We start from the raw sequence: 20134 nt of genomic DNA, 5'->3' as shown, positions 1-20134 counted from the left end.
TGGGGCGGGCGGATGCCCGCCCCTTCCAGGCACGATTTGGAAGGAGCGCGACCTTGAGTAGCGAAATCATCAAAGTACCGGACATCGGCGGCGATACCGATGTGGAGATCATCGAGATCGCGGTGTCGGAAGGCGACGTCATCGAGGCCGAGGACACCCTGATCACCCTGGAGTCCGACAAGGCCAGCATGGATGTGCCGTCGCCCAAGGGCGGCAAGGTGGCCAAGGTGCTGGTCAAGGAGGGCGATACCGTTTCCGAGGGAGACGCTATTGTCGAGTTGGAACTCGAGGGTGGCGGCGAGTCAGAGCCGGCCGCCGAGAGCGAGAAGCAGAGCGATCCGGCGCCCGAGAAGGAGCCGGAACCCGCCGCCGAGAAGCCGGCGGGCAGCGGCGGTGGCAAGCGCATCGTGGACATCACCGTGCCCGACCTGGGGGGTGACAGCGATGTCGAGGTGATCGACGTCGCCGTGTCCGAGGGCGACGAGATCGACCTGGAGGCACCGCTGATCACCCTGGAGTCCGACAAGGCCTCCATGGATGTGCCCAGCCCGCACCAGGGCAAGGTGGTGTCCCTGACCGTCAAGGAGGGGGATACCGTCTCGGAGGGCGATGTCATCGGCACCATGGAGATCGCCGGCGAGGCGGGCGATGCGGCAGCGGACTCATCCCGTGATGCCACTCCGACGGCCGCGGCTAGCGAGACTGCCGAAGAGCCGGAGGAGTCGGAAGAGCAGGCCTCCTCGGGTGAGCCCGAGCGTCAGGAGGTCCGCGTTCCGGATCTGGGCGGTGCCAGCGACGTGCCGATCATCGAGGTGGCCGTGGCCGCCGGCGATGAGGTGGAAGAAGAGGCGCCACTGATCACCCTGGAGTCCGACAAGGCCTCCATGGATGTGCCGAGCCCGTTCAAGGGCAAGCTGGTGGAGCTCATGGTCAAGGAGGGCGACAGCGTCTCCGAGGGCGACCTGATCGGCTATATCGAGACGGCTGCCACCAAGCCCGCGACCAGCCAGGCGTCCAGGAAGAGCCCCGAGTCCACCCGGAGCGAATCGCCCAAGGCCGAGAAGCCCGCGACGACGGCGCCAGGCACGCCGAGCCCGGAAGCCGAGATGGCGGCCCACCAACCCCGCGATGGCAAGCTGGTACATGCCGGTCCCGCGGTGCGTATGCTGGCCCGCGAGCTGGGCGTCGACCTCGCTCTGGTCAAGCCTAGCGGACCCAAGAAGCGAGTTCTCAAGGAGGATGTCCACGCCTACGTCAAGCAGGTGATGGCCAACCAGGGCAAGGCCGAGGCAGGTAGCGCCGCCCCGGCGGCGGCTGGTTCAGGCATTCCGCCGATTCCTGATCAGGACTTCAGTCAGTTCGGCGAGGTGGAAGAGAAGCCCATGGGGCGCCTCATGAAGATGGGGGCCACCAACCTCCATCGCAGCTGGGTCAATCTGCCCCACGTCACTCAGTTCGACGAGGCGGATATCACCGAGCTGGAGGCCTTCCGCAAGTCGATGAAGGCCGAGGCGGAGGCCCAGGGGGCCAAGCTCACGCCGCTGCCCTTCCTGATCAAGGCGTGTGCCTTCGCGCTGCGTCAGTACCCGCAGTTCAATGTCAGCCTGAAGAGCGACGGTGAGACCCTGGTGCACAAGAAGTATGTGCATATCGGCATCGCCGTGGACACCCCGGATGGTCTGATGGTGCCGGTGATTCGCAATGCCGACCAGAAATCGCTGATCGACCTGGCCAAGGAGTCGGTGGAGCTGGCGGGGAAGGCGCAGTCGAAGAAGCTCAAGCGCGAGGAGATGACCGGCGGTTGCTTCACCATCTCCAGCCTGGGTTCCATCGGTGGTACCGCCTTTACCCCCATCGTCAATGCGCCTGAGGTGGCTATCCTGGGGGTCTCCAAGGCATCGATGAAGCCGGTCTGGGATGGCGCCAGCTTCCAGCCGCGACTGATGATGCCGCTGAGCCTCTCCTATGACCACCGGGCCGTCAACGGTGCCGATGCGGCACGCTTTACCGCACTGCTGGGACAGCTTTTGACCGATATCCGTCGGCTGCTGCTGTAGGGCGGAGACTGCGACCCGCCACACGACGGCGCCTGCGGGCGCCGTCGTCATTTCCGCTCTCTGCAGGAATGCCAAGACCAAAGTGCAACTTGAGTCGATGCCCTTGAAATAAAAGGCGCTTTCCTGTGGCGAAGGGGGCTCGGCAATGTCCGGCGCTTGTGCTGGCCGTGGGCCGCGGTTATCGTTCCTCCCCCACTATTTCTTCAAATCTGACAACCACTTGAACACGAGGACACTAACATGCGTTTGATCCTGTTGGGCGCCCCCGGTGCCGGCAAGGGCACCCAGGCCCAGTTCATCTGCGAACGCTTCAAGATTCCGCAGATCTCGACCGGTGACATGCTGCGTACTGCCGTCAAGGAGGGCAGCGAGCTGGGCGTCAAGGTCAAGGAGATCATGAACAGCGGCGGCCTGGTTTCAGACGATATCATCATCGCCCTGGTCAAGGAGCGCATCGCTCAGCCGGACTGCGCCAACGGCTTCCTGTTCGACGGCTTCCCGCGCACCATCCCCCAGGCCGACGCCATGAAGGAGGCCCGGGTGAAGCTCGATCATGTGCTCGAGATCGCCGTGGATGACGAGGAGATCGTCAGCCGCATGGCCGGCCGTCGTGTGCACCCGGGCTCGGGACGCGTCTACCACGTCGACCATAACCCGCCCAGGGAAGAGGGCAAGGATGACGTGACCGGCGAGGCGCTGATCCAGCGTGAGGACGATCGCGAGTCAACCGTGCGCAACCGTCTGGCGGTCTACCATGAGCAGACCGCGCCGCTGGTCGACTACTACCAGGCCTGGGCCGAGCAGGATGCCGAGAGCGCGCCGACCTACCATCGGGTGGAAGGCGTCGGCAGCGTCGACGAGATCAAGGCCCAGGTGATCAAGGCACTCGAGGGCTGATCGAGCTACCCACAGCGGCGCGCCGGGGGCAGGTCGAAAGGGAGGTCCGAGGACCAGGGAGGGCCGAGGTAGCGTCCAGGGAGGGATTTACAGCGCCTCCCTGTAGGCCTGTCGCCGGGAAAGCGTCGCACACGTTGTAGGTGGTGGGTGGTTTCCGCCGAGAGATGGCCCGCGTAAAGCGGGCCATCGTCGTCTGGGGGCCGGGCGCGTATAATGGCGACCCGTTTACCCGAGATGGTGGTGCCATGTCGATCCTGCTGGCCCTGGATGCTTCCTCGAGCGCCTGCTCTGCTGCCCTGTTGCGTCGGCGCTCCGGTGCCGATGATGAGCTGATTTCCCGCTTCGCCCTGACTCCCCGAGAGCACACCCGGCGCCTGTTGCCCATGGTCGACGAGGTGCTGGCCGAGGCGGGGGTGCGTCCCGGCGAGCTCGACGCCGTGGCCTATGGGCACGGTCCTGGCTCCTTTACCGGCCTGCGCATTGCCGCTGGCGCCGCCCAGGGACTCGCCTTCGGCCTCGACCGCCCGCTGATCGGGGTCTCGACCCTGGCGGCCCTGGCGCTGGGCGCTTATCGTCGCTACCAGTTTCGCAGCGTGGTTACCGCCCTGGATGCCCGCATGGGCGAGATCTACGTGGCCGCCTGGCAGTGCGTCGAGGGGCTGCCGGAGCCGCTTCTCGACGAGGCCGTGATGGCCCCCGAGCGGTTCTGCCTGCCGGTGAGGGAAGATGACCATGGCTGGGTCGGCGTGGGGTCCGGCTGGAGCCTGAGCGAGCGGATGCCTGCCCAGGTGCAGGCAGGGGTCAGTCGGCAACTGCCCGAGATGGAGGCAGATGCCGCCGATATGGCGCTGCTGGCCATGCATAAGCTGGAGGCGGGAAGGGGGCAACCGGCCCACCTCGCCCAGCCGGTCTACCTGCGCAACGAGGTGGCCTGGAAGAAGATGGATGCAGGCGCGGCGAAATGAGTGAGCGCTTGCCGGTGGCGGTAAGTGACCCGGCGCTGGCAACGCTGGCCGAGCGCCTGGGCCTTCCCTTCGCACAGGATGCCGAGCTCCTGCTGGCGCGGCGAGAGGCTCGCCTGGTCCTGGAGGGCGAGCCCGTGCGCTTCGGCCAGCCGCTGGCGGTCGACTTCACCGCCGGGCGCGCCGCCCATCGGCGACGCTTCGGCGGTGGGCGCGGACAGCTGATCGCTCGCGCCTGCGGGCTCACCCAGGGTGTGACGCCGACGGTGGTGGATGCCACCGCTGGCCTGGGTCGCGATGCCTTCGTGCTGGCAAGCCTGGGCGCCCGGGTGCTGATGATGGAGCGAGTCACGGCGATCTTCGCCCTGCTCGAGGATGGTCTCGCCAGGGCCCTGGCCGATGCCGATACCGCCGAGATCGCCATGCGCATGCAGCTGGTGCATGGCGATGCCGTCCGTGATCTCGAGGCCCGGGTAGCCGAATCGGGCTTCTCGCCTCAGGTCATCCATCTGGATCCAATGTTTCCCCATCGCGAGAAGTCGGCGCTGGTCAAGAAGGAGATGCGCCTGTTCCGCACCCTGGCGGGCGACGATGCGGATGCGCCGCGTCTGCTGGAGGCGGCGCTGGATGTCGCTACCCACCGGGTGGTGGTCAAGCGACCCAGGAAGGCACCGGCGATCGAGGGGCCCGCGCCGCGCCATGTGATCGAGGGCAAGACCAGTCGCTATGACCTCTATGTGCATCGCAGCTTGAAGACAGGATGATCACTCCGTGCGGCGGGTGATCAGCTGCAGGCGGTGACGCAGGGCCGGGTCGAACAGCTTGCTTGAGCGCCTGGCCGCGTCACGCAGTCGATCATCGAAGGTGAGTCGGTCTTCGGGGTCGCGCCACAGCCAGCCCTCCAGCTCCAGGCTCTCCACCAGGCTGACGAACAGCCGGGTATCGAAGAACTCCGGTGCGTCGAGTCCCGACAGCACCGCCAGTCGTTCGGCAAGCAGCCGACTGTGTTCGGCCAGCGATTCGGCCGTCAGACGGCCCGTGCCCGTGTGGATCAGCACCGCCAGCAGCAGGTAGCCACGCTCCAGTGATGGCTGCATCAGTTGACCCAGCAGGTCGAGGCTTTCGCCCGCCTCCAGGCGCTCCTCGAAGCGCTGCCAACCCCCCTGGCCATCCGGCTCCAGTAGTTCCTGCTCGACCAGCACCTCGAGCATCGCCGCCAGCGCCTCGCGCAGATCGGGGGGCGGGGTCACCATCAGCTCGCGGGCGAGAATCGGCCAGCCGGGGGCCAACAGGGCCTCGAGCTCATCGAGGGAGTGTCTCGGCTGGTGGCGAAAGGCGAAAGCGGTGAGCCCGGCAAGGGCGAAGAGGTGCAGCACGTTATTGCGATACCAGCCCAGCTGGCTGGCCTGTTGGGTGTCGGCGAGCAGGATATCACCGAGTGACTGATCACGGCGCTGGATCATGCCCAGCACCAGTGCCTGCTCGACCCAGGCCTCGGGGTCACCCTCCGGCAGGCTGGCTCGTGTGGGACCCGGCATTCGCCGCTGCAGCTTGGCCAGCAGCGAAAGTTGGCGCACCAGCAGCCGCTCCTCGATGGCATGGTGAGGGGTGGCCAGTAGCACCAGGGCCACCATATTGACCGGATTGAGGGCGGCGGTGGCATTGATGCGCCGATTAAGCGTCTCTCCCAGCCGTGGTACCAGGTCGTTGAGCCATGCCGGCTGAGGGCCGGGCTCGCTTCGCCACTGCCTGCCCAGTTCATGATCCAGGTAGTCGGCCAGACGCAGTAGCTCGCCGATGTTAAGGCTCACGCGACCGAAGGGCTGGCGTAGTTTGCCAAGGACTCGAAGCAGGGAGAGCGGGGTCTCCTTGCGTTTCCTGCCGCCGCGCAGCTCGCGCTGATAGCTGGCACTTTCGATCACCCGTTCGTAGCCGATATAGACCGGAATGAAGGCCAGCGGCTGGGGCTGGCCTGCGGCGTGGCTGCGCAGGAAGGAGCGCAGCGTCATGGCCAGCATGCCAGGACGCGCGGGCAGCATGCGACCGCTGCGGGAGCGACCGCCTTCCATGAAGTACTCCAGCGGATGCCCACGGGCGATCAGACGATGCAGGTATTCGTTGAATACCGCGCCATAGAGCCGGTTGTCGCGGAAACTGCGGCGCAGGAAGAAGGCGCCGCCACGCCGCAGCAGTGGTCCGACCAGGGGCATGTCCAGGTTGCGTCCGGCGGCGACATGCGGCGGCATCAGCCCCTCCTGATAGAGCACGTAGGAGAGCAGGAGGTAGTCGATATGGCTGCGGTGGCACGGCACATAGACCAGGGTATGGTCCTCGGCCAGTGGCTTGATCGCCTCGAGTCCGCGCACGTCGACACCGTCATAGAGGCGGTTCCACAGCCGGCGCAGCAAGCCATCCATGAACCGCAACACCGGATAGGTCATGTTGGAGGCTATCTCGTGACCATAACGACGGGCGCGACGCTCCAGGCGAGGCCGCGACTGGCGCCCTTCGCCGGCGAGTTCATCGATCACCTGGCCTACGTGCGGGCTCGACGCCACGCCCTCGATCAGGGTGCGGCGATGGGAGAGGTCAGGGCCCAGCACCCGGCTACGCACCCGGCGGAAGTGTACACGCAGCAGTCTGGCCGCCTTGCGATTGGTGAGGGCCGGTTCGCGGCCGTCACAGAGGTCGCGCAGCATCAGCGGGGCGCCGAAGTGGATCTCCACGCTGCGACGATTGACCAGTACCGCCAGCAGCCGGCGCAGGCGCCCGGTCAGTTGCCAGCTGTCGGCGGCGACCATGCGCCAGAAGCCGAATCGCTTGCCGGGAGCACGCCCCCAGAAGATGCTGACCGGCACCAGCTGCACCGCAAGCGCCGGATCGGCCTCGAGGCGTTCGATCAGCGCCTCGAAGGGGGGCGCGTGGCCTGCGGGATGACGCTGGCGTCGGCGTGGCAGCGCCAGACAGCCTGGGAGACTCAGGCCCGCGAAGCGGCGGCGGCTGTCGGCGGCGGGCAGGCCATGGCGTGAGGTGAGGGAACCGAGCAGCCAGGTATCGCTCCAGGCGGTGCGAGGCAGGACATAGAATACCGGCAGCTCGGCGTTGATCCCCAGTTCGGCGGGAAGCGGCTCGATCAGGCGCGGCCGGACCCAGGCGGCGATCATGCGGGTCATCACCGCACGCAGGGGAGTGGTCAGGGTGTGCAGCAAGGCCATCCGTTTGCCTCGAACGCGGGAAAGAAGAAGGAAACGCCAGTATAGTCGTCGCGAGTCCTCGGGTCAGTGGCGGTTCGGTGTCACGGCAACCGTTTCGGGGGGATGTAGTGACGCGGATAGGGATATGGCCATGCACGGGAACTGGCGAGACGGCAATCACTTCGAACTGCTGCCGGAGGCGAGCCGCTTCCTTCCGGCCATGTTCGAGGCCATCGAGCAGGCACGCGCCTCGATACTGATCGAGCTCTACTTGATGGAGTCGGGACGGCTGGCCACGGCCCTGATCGATGCGCTGGTCAGTAGCGCCCAGCGCGGTGTGACGGTACTGCTACTGCTCGACGGCTATGGCGCCATGGGCCTTTCCCGTCATGATCGCGAGCGCCTGCAGGAGGGCGGGGTTGCCCTGCGTTTCTTCAATCCGCTGGGGCTGCACTCCCTGACCCGAAACCTGACTCGCGACCACCGCAAGCTGGTGGTCGTCGATGGTCGGGTCGCCTTTACCGGCGGTTTCGGAGCCGTGGACGAGTTTCTCGACGCCTGGTACGAGGTGGCGGTGCGCATCCAGGGGCCCGTGGTGGCCGACTGGGTACGTCTGTTCTGCCGCCTGTGGGACTCTCCGCTCACCCGGGGCCGGGGGCCGGCGTCGCTGGTGCGCGGGCTCTCCACCGCGGCTCATGCGGAGAGCGGTTATCGTGGCATGCGCGGTCGGGCGATCTGGGGCCAGGGTTACCGCTACCAGGCGATTCGCCACTCGTTGCATGATCGTGTGGCATCCGCTCGTCAGCGCATCTGGATCTGCACTCCCTATTTCGCGCCCACCTTCAGCCTGCGCCTGCGTCTGGCACGGGCGGCGCGCCGGGGCGTCGAGGTACGCCTGCTGCTGCCCGGCAAGCGCCATGACCACCCTGGGGTACGCTATGCTGGGCAGCGCTTCTACGGTCGTCTGCTCAAGGCCGGGGTGCATATCCATGAGTTCCAGCCGACCTTTATCCACGCCAAGTTCTCGCTGGTCGATGACTGGGTCAGTCTGGGGTCCTGCAACTTTGACCACTGGAGCCTGCACTGGAATCTTGAGGCCAACCAGGAGGTGAGTGATCGGCGTTTTGCCGGCGAAGTGGCGCTGCTGTTCGAGCAGCACTTCGCCGATAGTCACGAGATCGAGCCCCGGGAGTGGTCACGTCGTCCCCTGCTGCAGCGCCTCAAGGAGTGGCTGTTCGGCACCCTCGACGGCATGCTGACCCGGCTTAGGTAACTTGGATAAGCGGCAGGAGCCTGGTTGCGCCTTCAAGGGTCACCTTCAGGGGGCAGACCCCGGCGGAATTTTGGCCAGTGTCTGATCCCATGGGCTTGTGGCTACCGCTTACCGCCTTTTCTGCGGCCGGCGGGCTTCTTCTTGCGCGGCATCGGCTTTGGGGTCTCCGGGGGGACGCGATAGTGAAGGTAGAGGTCCAGCACCAGCTCCGGCAGCTGGCGGACCAGTCCCTCTAGCCGGGCGGTATCGGTGGTGAACTCGGCCATGTCCGGCTCATCGTCGAACAGCCCCGAGAGCGCCATGAAGGGCAGCAACAGGGTGGCGGCGGCTTCCTCGTCCTCCTCGAACCAGCCAGGCTCATCGAGGAATACCCCCTCCATGAAGCCGGCACACCAGTCGCCGATAGGAGTCTCCTCCGGGGAGATATCATCCAGGCTCAGCTCGAAGGGCAGCTCCGGCAGCAGGCCCTGCTCCAGGGCGGCGATGGCGTTATGACGCAGTTGCTCCAGTAGCCCGAGGATCGTCTCGCGCTCGCCGTCATCGGTGAAGGATGGCTCCCCCTGAAACAGCTCCGCCACCCAGGTCGCCGGCGGCACTTCACGAGGACTGACGGCCAGGGCTACCAGAAAGCCATGGGTGCCGATCAGGTCCAGGGCATCCTCGGAAACCCGCTCCGAGGCCAGAAAGTCGTCGAGCCGGTCGAGCTGGTCATCGTCGAGCAGGGGTTCGGGCAGTGGGGTGTCGGACATCGTGGCTCTCTCACACTGATTCACGGGCTTGCGCTGGCAGCCAGGGGCTTTACGCCTCGGGGACAAGACGCCATTCTAGCACTCATGAAGCACGCCGCGTTGCCCCATCCCGACCCCGAAACATTGGCCTCCCTGGCTGAGCCTGAACTCGCCTGCGTACTGGGGGAGCGGGTCGAGGAGGCCTATTCGCTGTGCCGCGAGGTCCACCCCGAACTGCCCAGGCCCCGGGTGTGGCTCGATCTGCGCGGCAGGAGTGCGGGTCAGGCGCATTTCGGTCGCGGTGGGCTTCGCTTCAACCCGGTGCTGTATGCCGAGAATCGTGTCGAGTTTCTGGTCGAGGTGGTGCCTCACGAGATGGCCCACTGGCTGGTTCATCACCTGAAGGATGGCCCACGGGCACGGCCTCATGGCCGGGAGTGGCAGACGGTGATGCGTCGCCTGTTTGGGCTCGAGCCGCGCACCACCCACCGCTTCGATACCGGACGGTCGAGCCCCGCTCCCTACCGTTATGGCTGTGGTTGTCGCGAACACCGCTTCACGCCTCGACGCCACGCCCTGGCGCGTGGCGGACGAGTATATCGCTGCCGCCACTGTGCTCAGACGTTGGTCTATCTTTCGGGCGATTCGCCCAAAATTGTCATTTAAGTCAATGTAATTAAAGAGTTTTTTATTTCTACCAAGGTCTAAATGGAAGGCCGCGCCGAGACCTATATGCTGGAAGTGGTTTTCATGGAGCCGGCACACCCAACTCGCACGCGATTGGAGACGGTTTGCCCGACTCTCTCCCTGATCAAGAGGTCTTTTGTATGACGGAGCTGCACAAGAACACCTACTCGGTTCCCGAGGCGCTGGCGAAGAATGCCTGGATCGACAAGGCAAAATATGAGGCACTCTATCGCCAGTCGATCGAGGACCCTGAAGGCTACTGGGCGGAGCAGGCCAAGCGCCTCGACTGGATCAAGGCGCCGACCAAGATCAAGAACTCCTCCTTGGATCCAAAGAGTGTCGACATTCGCTGGTTCGAGGACGGGACCCTCAATGCCAGTGCCAACTGCCTCGACCGTCACCTGGAGACGCGGGGAGATCAGACCGCCATCATCTGGGAGGGGGACGACCCGAGCGAGTCCCAGAACATCACCTATCGTGAACTGCATGCCAGAACCTGTCAGCTGGCCAATGCCCTCAAGGCGCTTGGTATCGGCAAGGGAGATGTGGTCACGCTCTACATGCCGATGATCCCCGAGGCAGCCGTGGCCATGCTGGCCTGTGCCCGCATCGGGGCGGTGCACTCGGTGGTGTTCGGTGGCTTCTCTCCGGATGCCGTGGCCCAGCGCGTGATCGGGGCGCAGTCCAAGCTGATCATCACCGCCGATGAGTCCGTGCGAGGTGGCAAGCAGGTGCCGCTCAAGGATAATGTCGATGCGGCCCTGACCCGCCAGGGCGCCGAGGTGTGCGAGAAGGTGTTGGTGGTCAAACGCACTGGTGGCGAAATCGACTGGCACGCGGGGCGCGATCTCTGGTACCACGAGCAGGTCGACGGCCAGTCCACCGAGTGTGTCGCCGAGGAGATGGGGGCCGAGGATCCGCTATTTATCCTCTATACCTCCGGCTCCACCGGTGCCCCCAAGGGCATGAAGCACACCACCGGCGGCTACCTGACCTACGTCTCCCTGACCCACCAGTATGTCTTCGACTATCACGACGGCGATATCTACTGGTGCACCGCCGATGTGGGCTGGGTCACCGGGCACAGCTATATCGTCTACGGACCGCTTGCCAATGGTGGCACCACCCTGATGTTCGAGGGAGTACCCAACTATCCGACACCCGGCCGGATGGGAGAGGTCGTCGACAAACACCGGGTCAATATCCTGTATACCGCCCCCACCGCGATTCGCGCCCTGCGCGCCCATGGCGATGATGTCATGGCCTCGAGCACCCGGGAGAGCCTGCGTCTGCTCGGTTCGGTGGGCGAACCCATCAACCCCGAGGCATGGGAGTGGTACTACCGTGTGATCGGGAACTCCAAGTGTCCGGTCGTCGACACCTGGTGGCAGACCGAAAATGGCGGCATCCTGATCGCGCCTCTGCCGGGTGCCACCGACCTCAAGCCTGGCTCCGCCACGCTGCCGCTGTTCGGTGTGCGGCCGGGCATCGTCGATAACGATGGCAATCTGCTGGAGGGTGCGGCCGAGGGTAACCTGGTGATTCTCGACTCCTGGCCGGGCATCGCGCGCTCCATCTGGGGGGATCACGAACGCTTCACCCAGACCTACTTCTCCACCTACCCCGGGATGTATTTTACCGGGGACGGCTGCCGTCGCGACGAGGATGGCTACTACTGGATCACCGGTCGTGTCGATGATGTGCTCAACGTCTCCGGCCACCGCATGGGGACGGCCGAGATCGAATCGGCGCTGGTGGCCCATGATGCAGTCGCCGAGGCGGCGGTGGTCGGCTTCCCCCACGATATCAAGGGGCAGGGAATCTACATCTACGTGACCCTCACCGAAGGACACGAGCCCAGCGAGGAGTTGCAGAAGGAGCTCGTCAAGTGGATTCGCACCGAGATCGGCCCCATCGCCTCTCCCGACGTCATTCAGTGGGCCGCCGACCTGCCCAAGACCCGCTCAGGCAAGATCATGCGGCGTATCCTGCGCAAGATCGCCGCCAACGAGACCGATGGCCTGGGTGATACCAGCACCCTGGCGGATCCGAGTGTAGTCGATGAGTTGATCGAGCATCGTGCCAACCGCTGAGGTGTTGCAACCCAGCTGACGCTGTATGGTCTACCGAGCCGGCCCCGAGGGGCCGGCTTCTTTTTGAGTTGTGTCAGTGTTGTCGACAATGCTTGTGATGGTGTTTGGGGATCTCGTCCGCCATGGGGTAACATGCAATGAAACGCAGATGAGCCCGAGTGGCGGCCCTTGATCCGCTGCCAGAGGAACCGGAGGAGAATCCATGGCCTTTGCCCAGAAATTCATCGTTGCCGATGATCATCCGCTGTTCCGTGCAGCCTTGACCCAGGCATTGCGGCAGCTGGCGCCTCAGGCCGAGATCGTCGAGTCCGATACCATGGAGGCAACCGCCGAGGTGGTGACCCGCCACCCCGACGCCGACCTGATCCTGCTCGATCTGCATATGCCGGGGGCCCATGGCTTCTCGGGGCTTATCCAGCTGCGTGGTCAGACCCCCGATATCCCGGTGGCGGTGGTCTCGGGCAGCGATGAGCCGCATGTGGTTCGTCGGGCCATCGATTACGGTGCCTCGGGCTTCATTCCCAAGTCCTCCTCGCTTCAGCTGATCGCCGAGGCGGTAGGCGAGATCCTCGACGGGGAAGTGTGGCTGCCGCCGGAACTGGCCGATGTCATCGGCGATGCCGACGAAGAGGAGACCCGCTTCGCCGAGGCCATCGCCTCGCTGACCCCCCAGCAGTTCCGGGTGCTCAACATGCTCACCGAGGGGCTACTCAACAAGCAGATCGCCTATGAGCTCAATGTCTCGGAGGCCACCATCAAGGCACACGTTACCGCCATTCTGCGCAAGCTCGGTGTGCACTCCCGCACCCAGGCGGTGATTGCTGCCCAGAAGCTCGAGGTCGAGCCGCCGAAGGTCCACTCCTGAGCCGGTTCAGGAGCTGTAAGCCTTAAGCTGTAAGCTATAAGAATAGAGCCCCACGGATCATGCGATCGTGGGGCTTTGCTATTCATGTCATGACGTCATGCTGCTTTGCTTACGGCTTACGGCTTACGGCTTACGGCTTACGGCTTACGGCTTACGGCTTACGGCTTACGGCTTACGGCTTACGGCTAACCGCCAGGCGCGCGGCTGGCCTGCAGGGTACGGGTGAGCAGGGCGCGCAGGGCGGCGGGTCGCACCGGCTTGAGCAGCAGTTGGTAGCCGGTGCGCCGAACCTCATCGGCCACCTCCTCGGTGCGATCGGCGGTGATCACGATGCCGGGCACCTCACCCTCGAGCCGCTCGCCCAGAGCCTCCAGGGCCATCAGCCCGGTGACCTCGTTGTCCAGATGGTAGTCGGCAAGAATCGCATCCGGATCACCGTCGAGATGGCGCAACACCGACTTGGCACCGCCTATACTGGTGGCCGTGAATACCTCACAGCCCCAACCGGTAAGCATCGCTTTCATGCCTTCGAGAATCAGGGTTTCATTGTCGATGCAGAGTATTCGCGTGCCGGCCAGCTTGTTGCCGGCACGGCGCGTTGGCGTCGGTTCCTCGCCTTGCTGGGCCGACGTCTGGGCGGCGACCACCGGCACGCTGACCGCGAACATGGTGCCGTACCCCTCCCGGGAGTGCACCGTGATGGGGTGATCGAGCACCCGGCTCATGCGGTCGGCGATGGATAGGCCCAGGCCGAGCCCCTTCTCGCTCTCCTTGTGACGTGAGGCCTGGTCGAGGCGGCGGAACTCCTGGAAGATTTCGGCCTGCTTGGAGGCGGGAATGCCGGGGCCGGAGTCCCACACCTGGATGGAGAGTCGGCCGGCGTGCCGTCGGCAGCCCAGCAGCACCCGACCCTCCTGGGTGTAACGAATGGCGTTGGAGAGGAAGTTCTGCACGATACGACGCAGCATCTGAGGGTCGCTGTCGACCCAGACGGCAGTCGGCACCACCATCAAGTCGAGGCCACGATTCTCGGCCATCACCTCGAACTCGGCACGCAGCGGCCGGATGATATCGGCCAGGGCGAAGTGGCTGCGTCTTGGAGTAAGGGCGCCGGCATCCAGCTTGGAGATGTCGAGCAGGGTGCCGAGCAGCTCTTCGGCGGCCTGCAGCGAACCATCGATATGGCCGATGGTGCGCTTCATGTCCGCGGCGTCCATCTCCTGGGCGAGGGCCGAGGTGAACAGGCGAGCGGCGTTGAGTGGCTGCAGCAGGTCATGACTGGCAGCGGCCAGGAAGCGTGTCTTGGAGGCGTTGGCATCCTCGGCCACCTGCTTGGCCTGGCGAAGGGCCTGCTCCGCCTCGGCGCGTACCCGGTTCTCCTGGCGCAGTGCCGCGTTGGCCTCGGAGAGGGCCTGGGTGCGTTCGCGAACGCGCTCTTCCAGGGTCTCGTTGGTCTCCTTCAGGGCGACCTCCGCCAGGCGCCTCTCGGTGATGTCCTGATAGAGGGCGAAGAACCCGAGGATCGCACTGCTGTCGCCGAAGTGGGGGGTGTAGGTCACCAGCATGTAGCGCCGCCCCTCGGGTAGTCTGAACGAGACCTCGAAGCTGACCCGCTCGCCGGCCAGGGCGAGCTCGATCCACTGCTCCCGCTCCTGGCTCATCTCGGGGGAGATGACCTCGTGGATTCGCTTGCCGATCACCGCGTTGCGATCGATGCCGAAGGCCTGTTCGTAGGCGCGGTTGGTAAAGAGGTAGCGGCACTCCTTATCGAAGTAGGCGATCAGCGCGGGCACGTTATCCGTATAGATGCGGATATTGTTTTCCGATCGGATCAGGGCTTCCTCGATGCGCTTCTGCTGGGTGATGTCCTGATAGGTGTAGACGAAGCCGCCGCCCGGCATGGGATTGCCTTGCACCTCCAGGACGCTGCCATCCTGGCGATAGCGGACGTAGCGATGGGGCTGTCCCTGACGGATATTGTCGAGCAGCAACTGGACATGCTCTTCGGGATCGCCGGGGCCGTACTCACCGTTATGGGCGTTGTAGCGGAAGATCTTGTCGATCGGCGCACCGACGCGAATCAGGTGATCGGGGAAGCGGAACAGCTCCAGATAGCGTTGGTTCCAGACCACCAGGCGCAGGTTCTGGTCGACCACGCTGATGCCCTGGTTGATGTTCTCGATGGTGGCCTGGAGCAGGGCGCGGTTGAACTCCAGCACCTGGGAGGCCTCGTCGACAATGGAGATGACATCGGAGATACCGATGCCGCGCCCCTGCAACGCTGAGTTGACCACGATGCGCGCCGAGGAGGCGCCGAGCACCGAGGCCAAAAAACGCTCGGTGAACTGGATGACGTCGATGGAGGCACGGGTGCCGTCCTCCAATGGCTTGCCGCTGCGCCGGGCATAGTCATCGAAGGCTCGGCTTACCTGGCTGGCGCCCAGGAAACGTTCGCACAGCACCTTGAGGTCGCCCACGGTGGTGGCGCCGGTCCAGGGCCGATTGACCGAGGTCTGGCGGGTCTCGACGCTATCGACGAACAGAGAGGCCTGGATGCGTTCCACCACTCGCTGGGGGGTGACCTGGGAGACGAAGATGTAGCAGAACAGGTTAACCCCCAGCGAGAGCATCACGCCGTGGGTGAAGCTGTCACCGACGTTGAGGCCGAACAGTGAGGTGGGGGAGAGCCAGGCGACGCCGAAGGGGCCGCCGGACAGCCAGTCGGCGGGCAGCACGCTGGCGCCGATCATGGCCGGCATCAGCAGGCTGTAGGCCCAGATGGCAAAGCCTGCGTTCATGCCGACGATCACGCCGAGGCGGTTGCCGCGCTTCCAGTAGAGCCCGCCGATCAACGCTGGGGCGAACTGGGCCGCGGCGGCGAAGGAAAGCATGCCGATGGAGGCCAGTGAGGCGAACTCGCCAATCAGATGATAGAAGCCATAAGCCATGGCCAGTACGGCTGCGATGGTAATGCGACGCGCGCGCAGCACCAGGCGACCGTAGTCGCGGGCCTTGGTATCGAACCAGCGTAGCCGGAACAACGCCGGAATCACGATCTCGTTGGAGATCATGATCGAGACCGCCACGGCGGCCACGATCACCATGCCGGTCGCCGCCGAGAATCCGCCGATAAAGGTCAGCAGGGTCAGCCAGGCGCTGTCGGCGGCCATGGGGAGCGCCAGCACGAAGTTGTCGGGTGCCACCTGGCTGTCGGCGAACAGGGTCAGGCTGGCGGCCGCCAGTGGCACCACGAAGAAGGCGAAGGCCAGCAGGTAGAGGGGGAATAGCCAGCGTGCCGTACGGGCATCATCGCGATGGGTGTTCTCCACCACCGCCACATGGAACTGGCGTGGCAGGCAGAGAATCGCCAGCATCGCCAGCAGAGTCTGGGCCCAGAAACTCTGGCCGAAATCCTGTTCCGCCAGCTGCTGCTGGAGCTCCAGATGGCTCTCGGCACGTACCAGCAGATCACCCAGACCGTCAAACATTCCCCAGGTGACATAGGCCCCCAGCACGAGAAAGGCGATCAGCTTGATCAGTGACTCGAAGGCCACGGCATGAATCATTCCCTCATGGTGCTCGGTGGCATCGGTATGGCGGGTACCGAAGAGGATGGCGAAGATCGCCATCACCAGCGCCACATAGAAGGCGGTGTCGGCAAAGAGGGGCGCCCGCGTGATATCGCTATCGACGGTCAGCAGGCTGAAGGAGGTGGATACGGCCTTCAGCTGCAGAGCGATATAGGGCAGGGTGCCGATCAGGGCCACCAGGCTGGCAAAGGCCGCCAGCGACTGGGTCTTGCCGTAGCGCGAGGCGATGAAGTCGGCGATGGAGGTGACATTCTGATGCTTGGCGACGCGGATCATCTTGGCCAGCACCGGCCAGAACAGCAGGAAGGTCAGGATCGGGCCGACGAAGATGCTGGCGAATGACCAGCCACCATTGGCGGCCTGGCCTACCGCGCCATGGAAGGTCCAGGAGGTGCAGTAGATGGCCAGCGCCAGGGAGTAGATGATCGGCCGTCGCTGGCTGGCGCCGTGGCGTCGGGCATGACGGTCACCACGCCAGGCGATGCCGAACAGTATGGCGATGTAGAGCAGCGATGCGGCGACCAGCAGCCAGCCTGAAAACATGAACTTCCTCCCTCGGTGTCGCCGCCCATTCTAGGGCAATGACGCGCTCGGGGGCAGGCTCATGGGCTATCAGGCCTCGGTGCAGACAGCACGATAGAGCGGCGCCTCAGACGACAGTCGGCGCATGGCATCCAGACGGGGCCGGCGCTCCTCACCCTCCAGTGGCAGGGTTTCGCGGGTGGCGCAGTTCATCAGCCAGGTCTGGTGGCTGACGCTGTCCTGAAGCTGTTTTTCGAAGCGGTAGAGTAGAAACTCGACATGCTTCTCGCCCTCCTGCACCCGGGTCGTCATGCCCTGCTCATCGACCACGCTGAAGGCGGTCGTCATCGGAAAGAGGTAGGTCCAGGGGCGCCAGAACATGGCGTCCTCCTGTACCTGAACGATACGGGCGGTCTCCGGCAGCAACGAGCGCTTGTGTTCGTACCAGTTGTACTCGACGTTGATCTGATAACCGAGCATCCCCAGGCCGCCGAGGACCGGGATGATCCAACGTGGCAGCCGCTTGCCACTGAGCGTGCGCAGCAGAAGCCCGATGCCCGCCGCACCGAGGCCGGCGAAGATCGCCGCAATCAAGTGCCAAATCATGATTCACCCTTGTAAGACATCTTGTAAATAAATCGGTGGCAAAGCGATCGGGCTTCCCTGAGGAAGCCCGATGGGTAGAAAGTCGCCTGGCCCGGCGAACCGGGCCAGGGGGCCATTATGACCCAGAATGGCCTGGAGATCAGTGGCCGGTCGCCACGCCAGCCCCCTTGGGATAGCGGACGCTCTCCACCAGGTCCTGGATCTCCTGCGGGGGCTCCTCGGTGGCGCTGGAAACCAGATAGGCCACCGTGAAGTTACAGATCGCCCCCAGCGCGCCGAAGGAGAGCGGCGAGATGCCCAGGACCCAATTATCCGGCGTGTTGGGCAGCATGTTGGTGCCGGGAATGAAGAACCAGCCCAGGTAGGTGAAGATATAGAGCAGGGTCGCGACCAGACCGGTCAGCATGCCGGCGACCGCGCCCTTGTTGTTCACCCGCTTGGAGAAGATCCCCATCATCAGCGCCGGGAACAGCGAGGCGCCGGCGATGCCGAAGGCCAGGGCCACCGTCTGGGCAGCGAAGCCCGGCGGGTTGAGACCCAGGTAGGTCGCCAGCAGAATGGCGCCGGCCATGGAGATCCGCGCCGCCAGCATCTCGCCTTTCTCGGTGATGTTGGGGTTGATCATGTTGCGGATCAGATCGTGGCTGATCGCTGAGGAGATGGCCAGCAGCAGACCGGCGGCGGTGGAGAGTGCCGCAGCGATACCGCCGGCCGCGATCAGGCCGATGACCCAGGGTGGCAGGTTGGCGATCTCGGGGTTGGCGAGTACCAGGATATCGTTGTTGACGGTCAGCTCGCTGCCTTCCCAGCCGTGGGATTCGGCGATCTCGGCGTACTCGGGATTGTTGTCGTTATAGAGCTGGATGCGACCGTCACCGTTCTTGTCCTCGAAGTTGATCAGACCGGTCTCTTCCCAGGTGCGGATCCAGCCCGGGCGCTCCTCGTAGAGAATCGGGTTGTTCAGCTCGTCGGTATAGTCCTCCACCTCACCGGCCATCTCCGGGTAGACGGTGGTCATCAGGTTGAGTCGCGCCATGGAACCAACTGCCGGTGCGGTGAGGTAGAGCAGGGCGATGAAGACCAGGGCCCAGCCGGCAGACCAACGTGCGTCGGCCACCTTGGGTACGGTAAAGAAGCGGATGATGACGTGGGGTAGACCCGCGGTACCCACCATCAGCGACAGGGTGAACAGCACCATGTTGAGCTTGTTGTCCACGTCGGCGGTGTAGTCGCGGAAGCCCAGGGCATTGACCACGCTATCCAGCTTTGCCAGCAGAGGCACACCGGACTCGGTGTGGGTGCTGAACATGCCGAACATGGGGATCGGGTTGCCGGTCAGCTGCAGGGCGATAAATACCGCCGGGATGGTGTAGGCGACGATCAGCACGACATACTGAGCCACCTGGGTATAGGTAATGCCCTTCATGCCGCCGAATACCGCGTAGAGGAACACGATAAAGGCCGCGATCCAGATGCCCCAGGTGTTGGAGACCTCGAGGAAGCGCGAGAAGGCCACGCCGGCGCCGGTCATCTGGCCGATGACGTAGGTCACCGAAGCAACGATCAGGCAGACGACGGCTACCAGGCGAGCGGTATTGCTGTAGAAACGTTCACCGATAAAGTCGGGCACCGTGAACTTGCCGAACTTGCGCAGGTAGGGGGCCAGCAGCATGGCCAGGATGACATAGCCGCCGGTCCATCCCATCAGGAAGGTTGAGTTGGCGTAGCCACCGGAGGCCAGCAGGCCAGCCATGGAGATGAACGATGCGGCGGACATCCAGTCGGCGGCGGTGGCCATGCCGTTGGTGACTGGGTGGACACCCCCGCCCGCCACATAGAAGTCCTTGGTCGAGCCGGCGCGGGCCCAGATCGCTATGCCGATGTAGAGAGCGAATGACGCCCCTACAAATAGCAGGTTGATGGCAAATTGACTCATTCTTGGTTACTCCCCGAGGCCGAATTTCTTGTCGAGCTTGTTCATGCGCCAGGCGTAGAAGAAGATCAGACAAATGAAGGTCAAGATCGACCCTTGCTGGGCGAACCAGAAGCCAAGATCGGTTCCGCCTACCGGGATGCCGGCGAGCAGAGGGCGGAACAGGATGGCACAGCCGTAGGAGACAAAGGCCCAGACGGCCAGACAGCCTACGATCAGGCGTACGTTGGCCTTCCAGTACTCGGTTGTGTCGACTTTCTCTTCTGCCATGTCGTGTTCTCCACTTGTTGTTGAGATAGGGAACTTGTGCAGTCGTTGATAGTGAAATCATCAGGGCAATCGCATGTCTCCGGGCGGGCAGACGCCATGGTGGCGTGCGATTGCCCTGCATGATGCAGGTGAATAGTGGTCAATGAGTGCAAGAAATGAATCCCAGACTTTCGTATCATGAGAATAAAGTGATTCAGCTTTGATAGAAAAAATATTTAAAATCAATGTGCTGTGTTAGGTAATTCTGTGGGGTTCCAAGAACAAAGGCGGCTGGTTAACACCATGGTATATCTCGTTCATCTTGGACCTTTGTCTAGTGATGTGACGTCGGATAGGACCATGGTCTAAGCGGTCCTGAATCGATACGTTCGTCTAGCTTATCGGCGAGGCATGGTCGTTGTTATGCTCCACAGGAGCACCGATGTGTCGTCGGCCTTGTCGTCTGCCGATCACGCCT

General features: G+C 64.0%; 14 protein-coding genes. 8 read left to right on the top strand and 6 right to left on the bottom strand.

The genetic code is table 11. The annotated features are described in order from the left end of the window. Positions 1-53: 53 nt before the first annotated feature. From aceF to GRB80_RS12770, 4 genes are all read left to right on the top strand, one after another. Positions 54-2057, top strand: coding sequence for a pyruvate dehydrogenase complex dihydrolipoyllysine-residue acetyltransferase (gene aceF, locus GRB80_RS12785; RefSeq protein ID WP_161423828.1), 2004 nt, complete (start codon positions 54-56; stop codon positions 2055-2057). Positions 2058-2297: 240 nt separating this feature from the next. Beyond that, on the top strand, positions 2298-2954 hold the full coding sequence (gene adk, locus GRB80_RS12780) for an adenylate kinase (protein WP_132044983.1): 657 nt from the start codon (positions 2298-2300) through the stop codon (positions 2952-2954). Positions 2955-3199: 245 nt separating this feature from the next. After that, positions 3200-3919 (top strand): tRNA (adenosine(37)-N6)-threonylcarbamoyltransferase complex dimerization subunit type 1 TsaB, encoded by a 720-nt coding sequence (gene tsaB / locus GRB80_RS12775; protein ID WP_161423827.1) that lies wholly within the window; start codon positions 3200-3202, stop codon positions 3917-3919. Next, positions 3916-4680 carry a class I SAM-dependent methyltransferase gene (locus GRB80_RS12770; RefSeq protein ID WP_161423826.1) on the top strand — a complete coding sequence of 255 codons (765 nt, stop codon included), beginning with the start codon at positions 3916-3918 and terminating at the stop codon, positions 4678-4680. Before tsaB ends, GRB80_RS12770 begins: the two co-directional genes overlap by 4 nt. On the opposite strand, the gene plsB is transcribed toward GRB80_RS12770, so the two are convergent. Further along, a complete protein-coding gene (gene plsB / locus GRB80_RS12765; protein ID WP_202597225.1) occupies positions 4681-7131 on the bottom strand; it encodes a glycerol-3-phosphate 1-O-acyltransferase PlsB in 2451 nt (816 codons plus the stop codon). Between the two features lie 130 nt (positions 7132-7261). Here plsB and GRB80_RS12760 point away from each other — a divergent pair, with 130 nt between their 5' ends. Further along, positions 7262-8383, top strand: a complete 1122-nt coding sequence (locus GRB80_RS12760) for a phospholipase D-like domain-containing protein (RefSeq protein ID WP_161424349.1) — start codon at positions 7262-7264, stop codon at positions 8381-8383. Positions 8384-8484: 101 nt separating this feature from the next. On the opposite strand, the gene GRB80_RS12755 is transcribed toward GRB80_RS12760, so the two are convergent. Continuing rightward, the gene (locus GRB80_RS12755) at positions 8485-9132 is read right to left on the bottom strand and encodes a YecA/YgfB family protein (protein WP_161423825.1); all 648 of its coding nucleotides are present in this window, start codon (positions 9130-9132) and stop codon (positions 8485-8487) included. Between the two features lie 84 nt (positions 9133-9216). Between GRB80_RS12755 and GRB80_RS12750 the strand changes: the two genes are divergently transcribed. From GRB80_RS12750 to GRB80_RS12740, 3 genes are all read left to right on the top strand, one after another. After that, entirely contained in the window at positions 9217-9777 is a 561-nt protein-coding gene (locus GRB80_RS12750; RefSeq protein WP_161423824.1) for a SprT family zinc-dependent metalloprotease, read from the top strand. A 161-nt stretch (positions 9778-9938) separates the two neighbouring features. Further along, a complete protein-coding gene (gene acs / locus GRB80_RS12745; protein WP_161423823.1) occupies positions 9939-11891 on the top strand; it encodes an acetate--CoA ligase in 1953 nt (650 codons plus the stop codon). 202 nt (positions 11892-12093) lie between these two features. Then, positions 12094-12756, top strand: coding sequence for a LuxR C-terminal-related transcriptional regulator (locus GRB80_RS12740; protein ID WP_161423822.1), 663 nt, complete (start codon positions 12094-12096; stop codon positions 12754-12756). A gap of 185 nt (positions 12757-12941) precedes the next feature. Here the strand turns inward: GRB80_RS12740 and GRB80_RS12735 are convergent, their stop codons facing one another. The 4 genes from GRB80_RS12735 to GRB80_RS12720 form a co-directional block, all read right to left on the bottom strand. Next, entirely contained in the window at positions 12942-16889 is a 3948-nt protein-coding gene (locus GRB80_RS12735) for a hybrid sensor histidine kinase/response regulator (protein WP_161423821.1), read from the bottom strand. A gap of 69 nt (positions 16890-16958) precedes the next feature. Further along, positions 16959-17474, bottom strand: coding sequence for a hypothetical protein (locus GRB80_RS12730; RefSeq protein WP_161423820.1), 516 nt, complete (start codon positions 17472-17474; stop codon positions 16959-16961). A 139-nt stretch (positions 17475-17613) separates the two neighbouring features. Continuing rightward, complete coding sequence (locus GRB80_RS12725) at positions 17614-19410, bottom strand: sodium:solute symporter family protein (protein WP_161423819.1); 1797 nt, start codon at positions 19408-19410, stop codon at positions 17614-17616. A 6-nt stretch (positions 19411-19416) separates the two neighbouring features. Further along, a complete protein-coding gene (locus tag GRB80_RS12720; RefSeq protein WP_161423818.1) occupies positions 19417-19677 on the bottom strand; it encodes a DUF4212 domain-containing protein in 261 nt (86 codons plus the stop codon). Between the last annotated feature and the right edge of the window lie 457 nt (positions 19678-20134).

Source organism: Halomonas icarae (genome assembly GCF_009901955.1).
GTDB classification, from domain to species: Bacteria; Pseudomonadota; Gammaproteobacteria; order Pseudomonadales; family Halomonadaceae; genus Halomonas; species Halomonas icarae.
The sequence above is the reverse complement of the archived record's forward strand: the minus strand, read 5'-3'. Positions and strand labels throughout refer to the sequence as shown.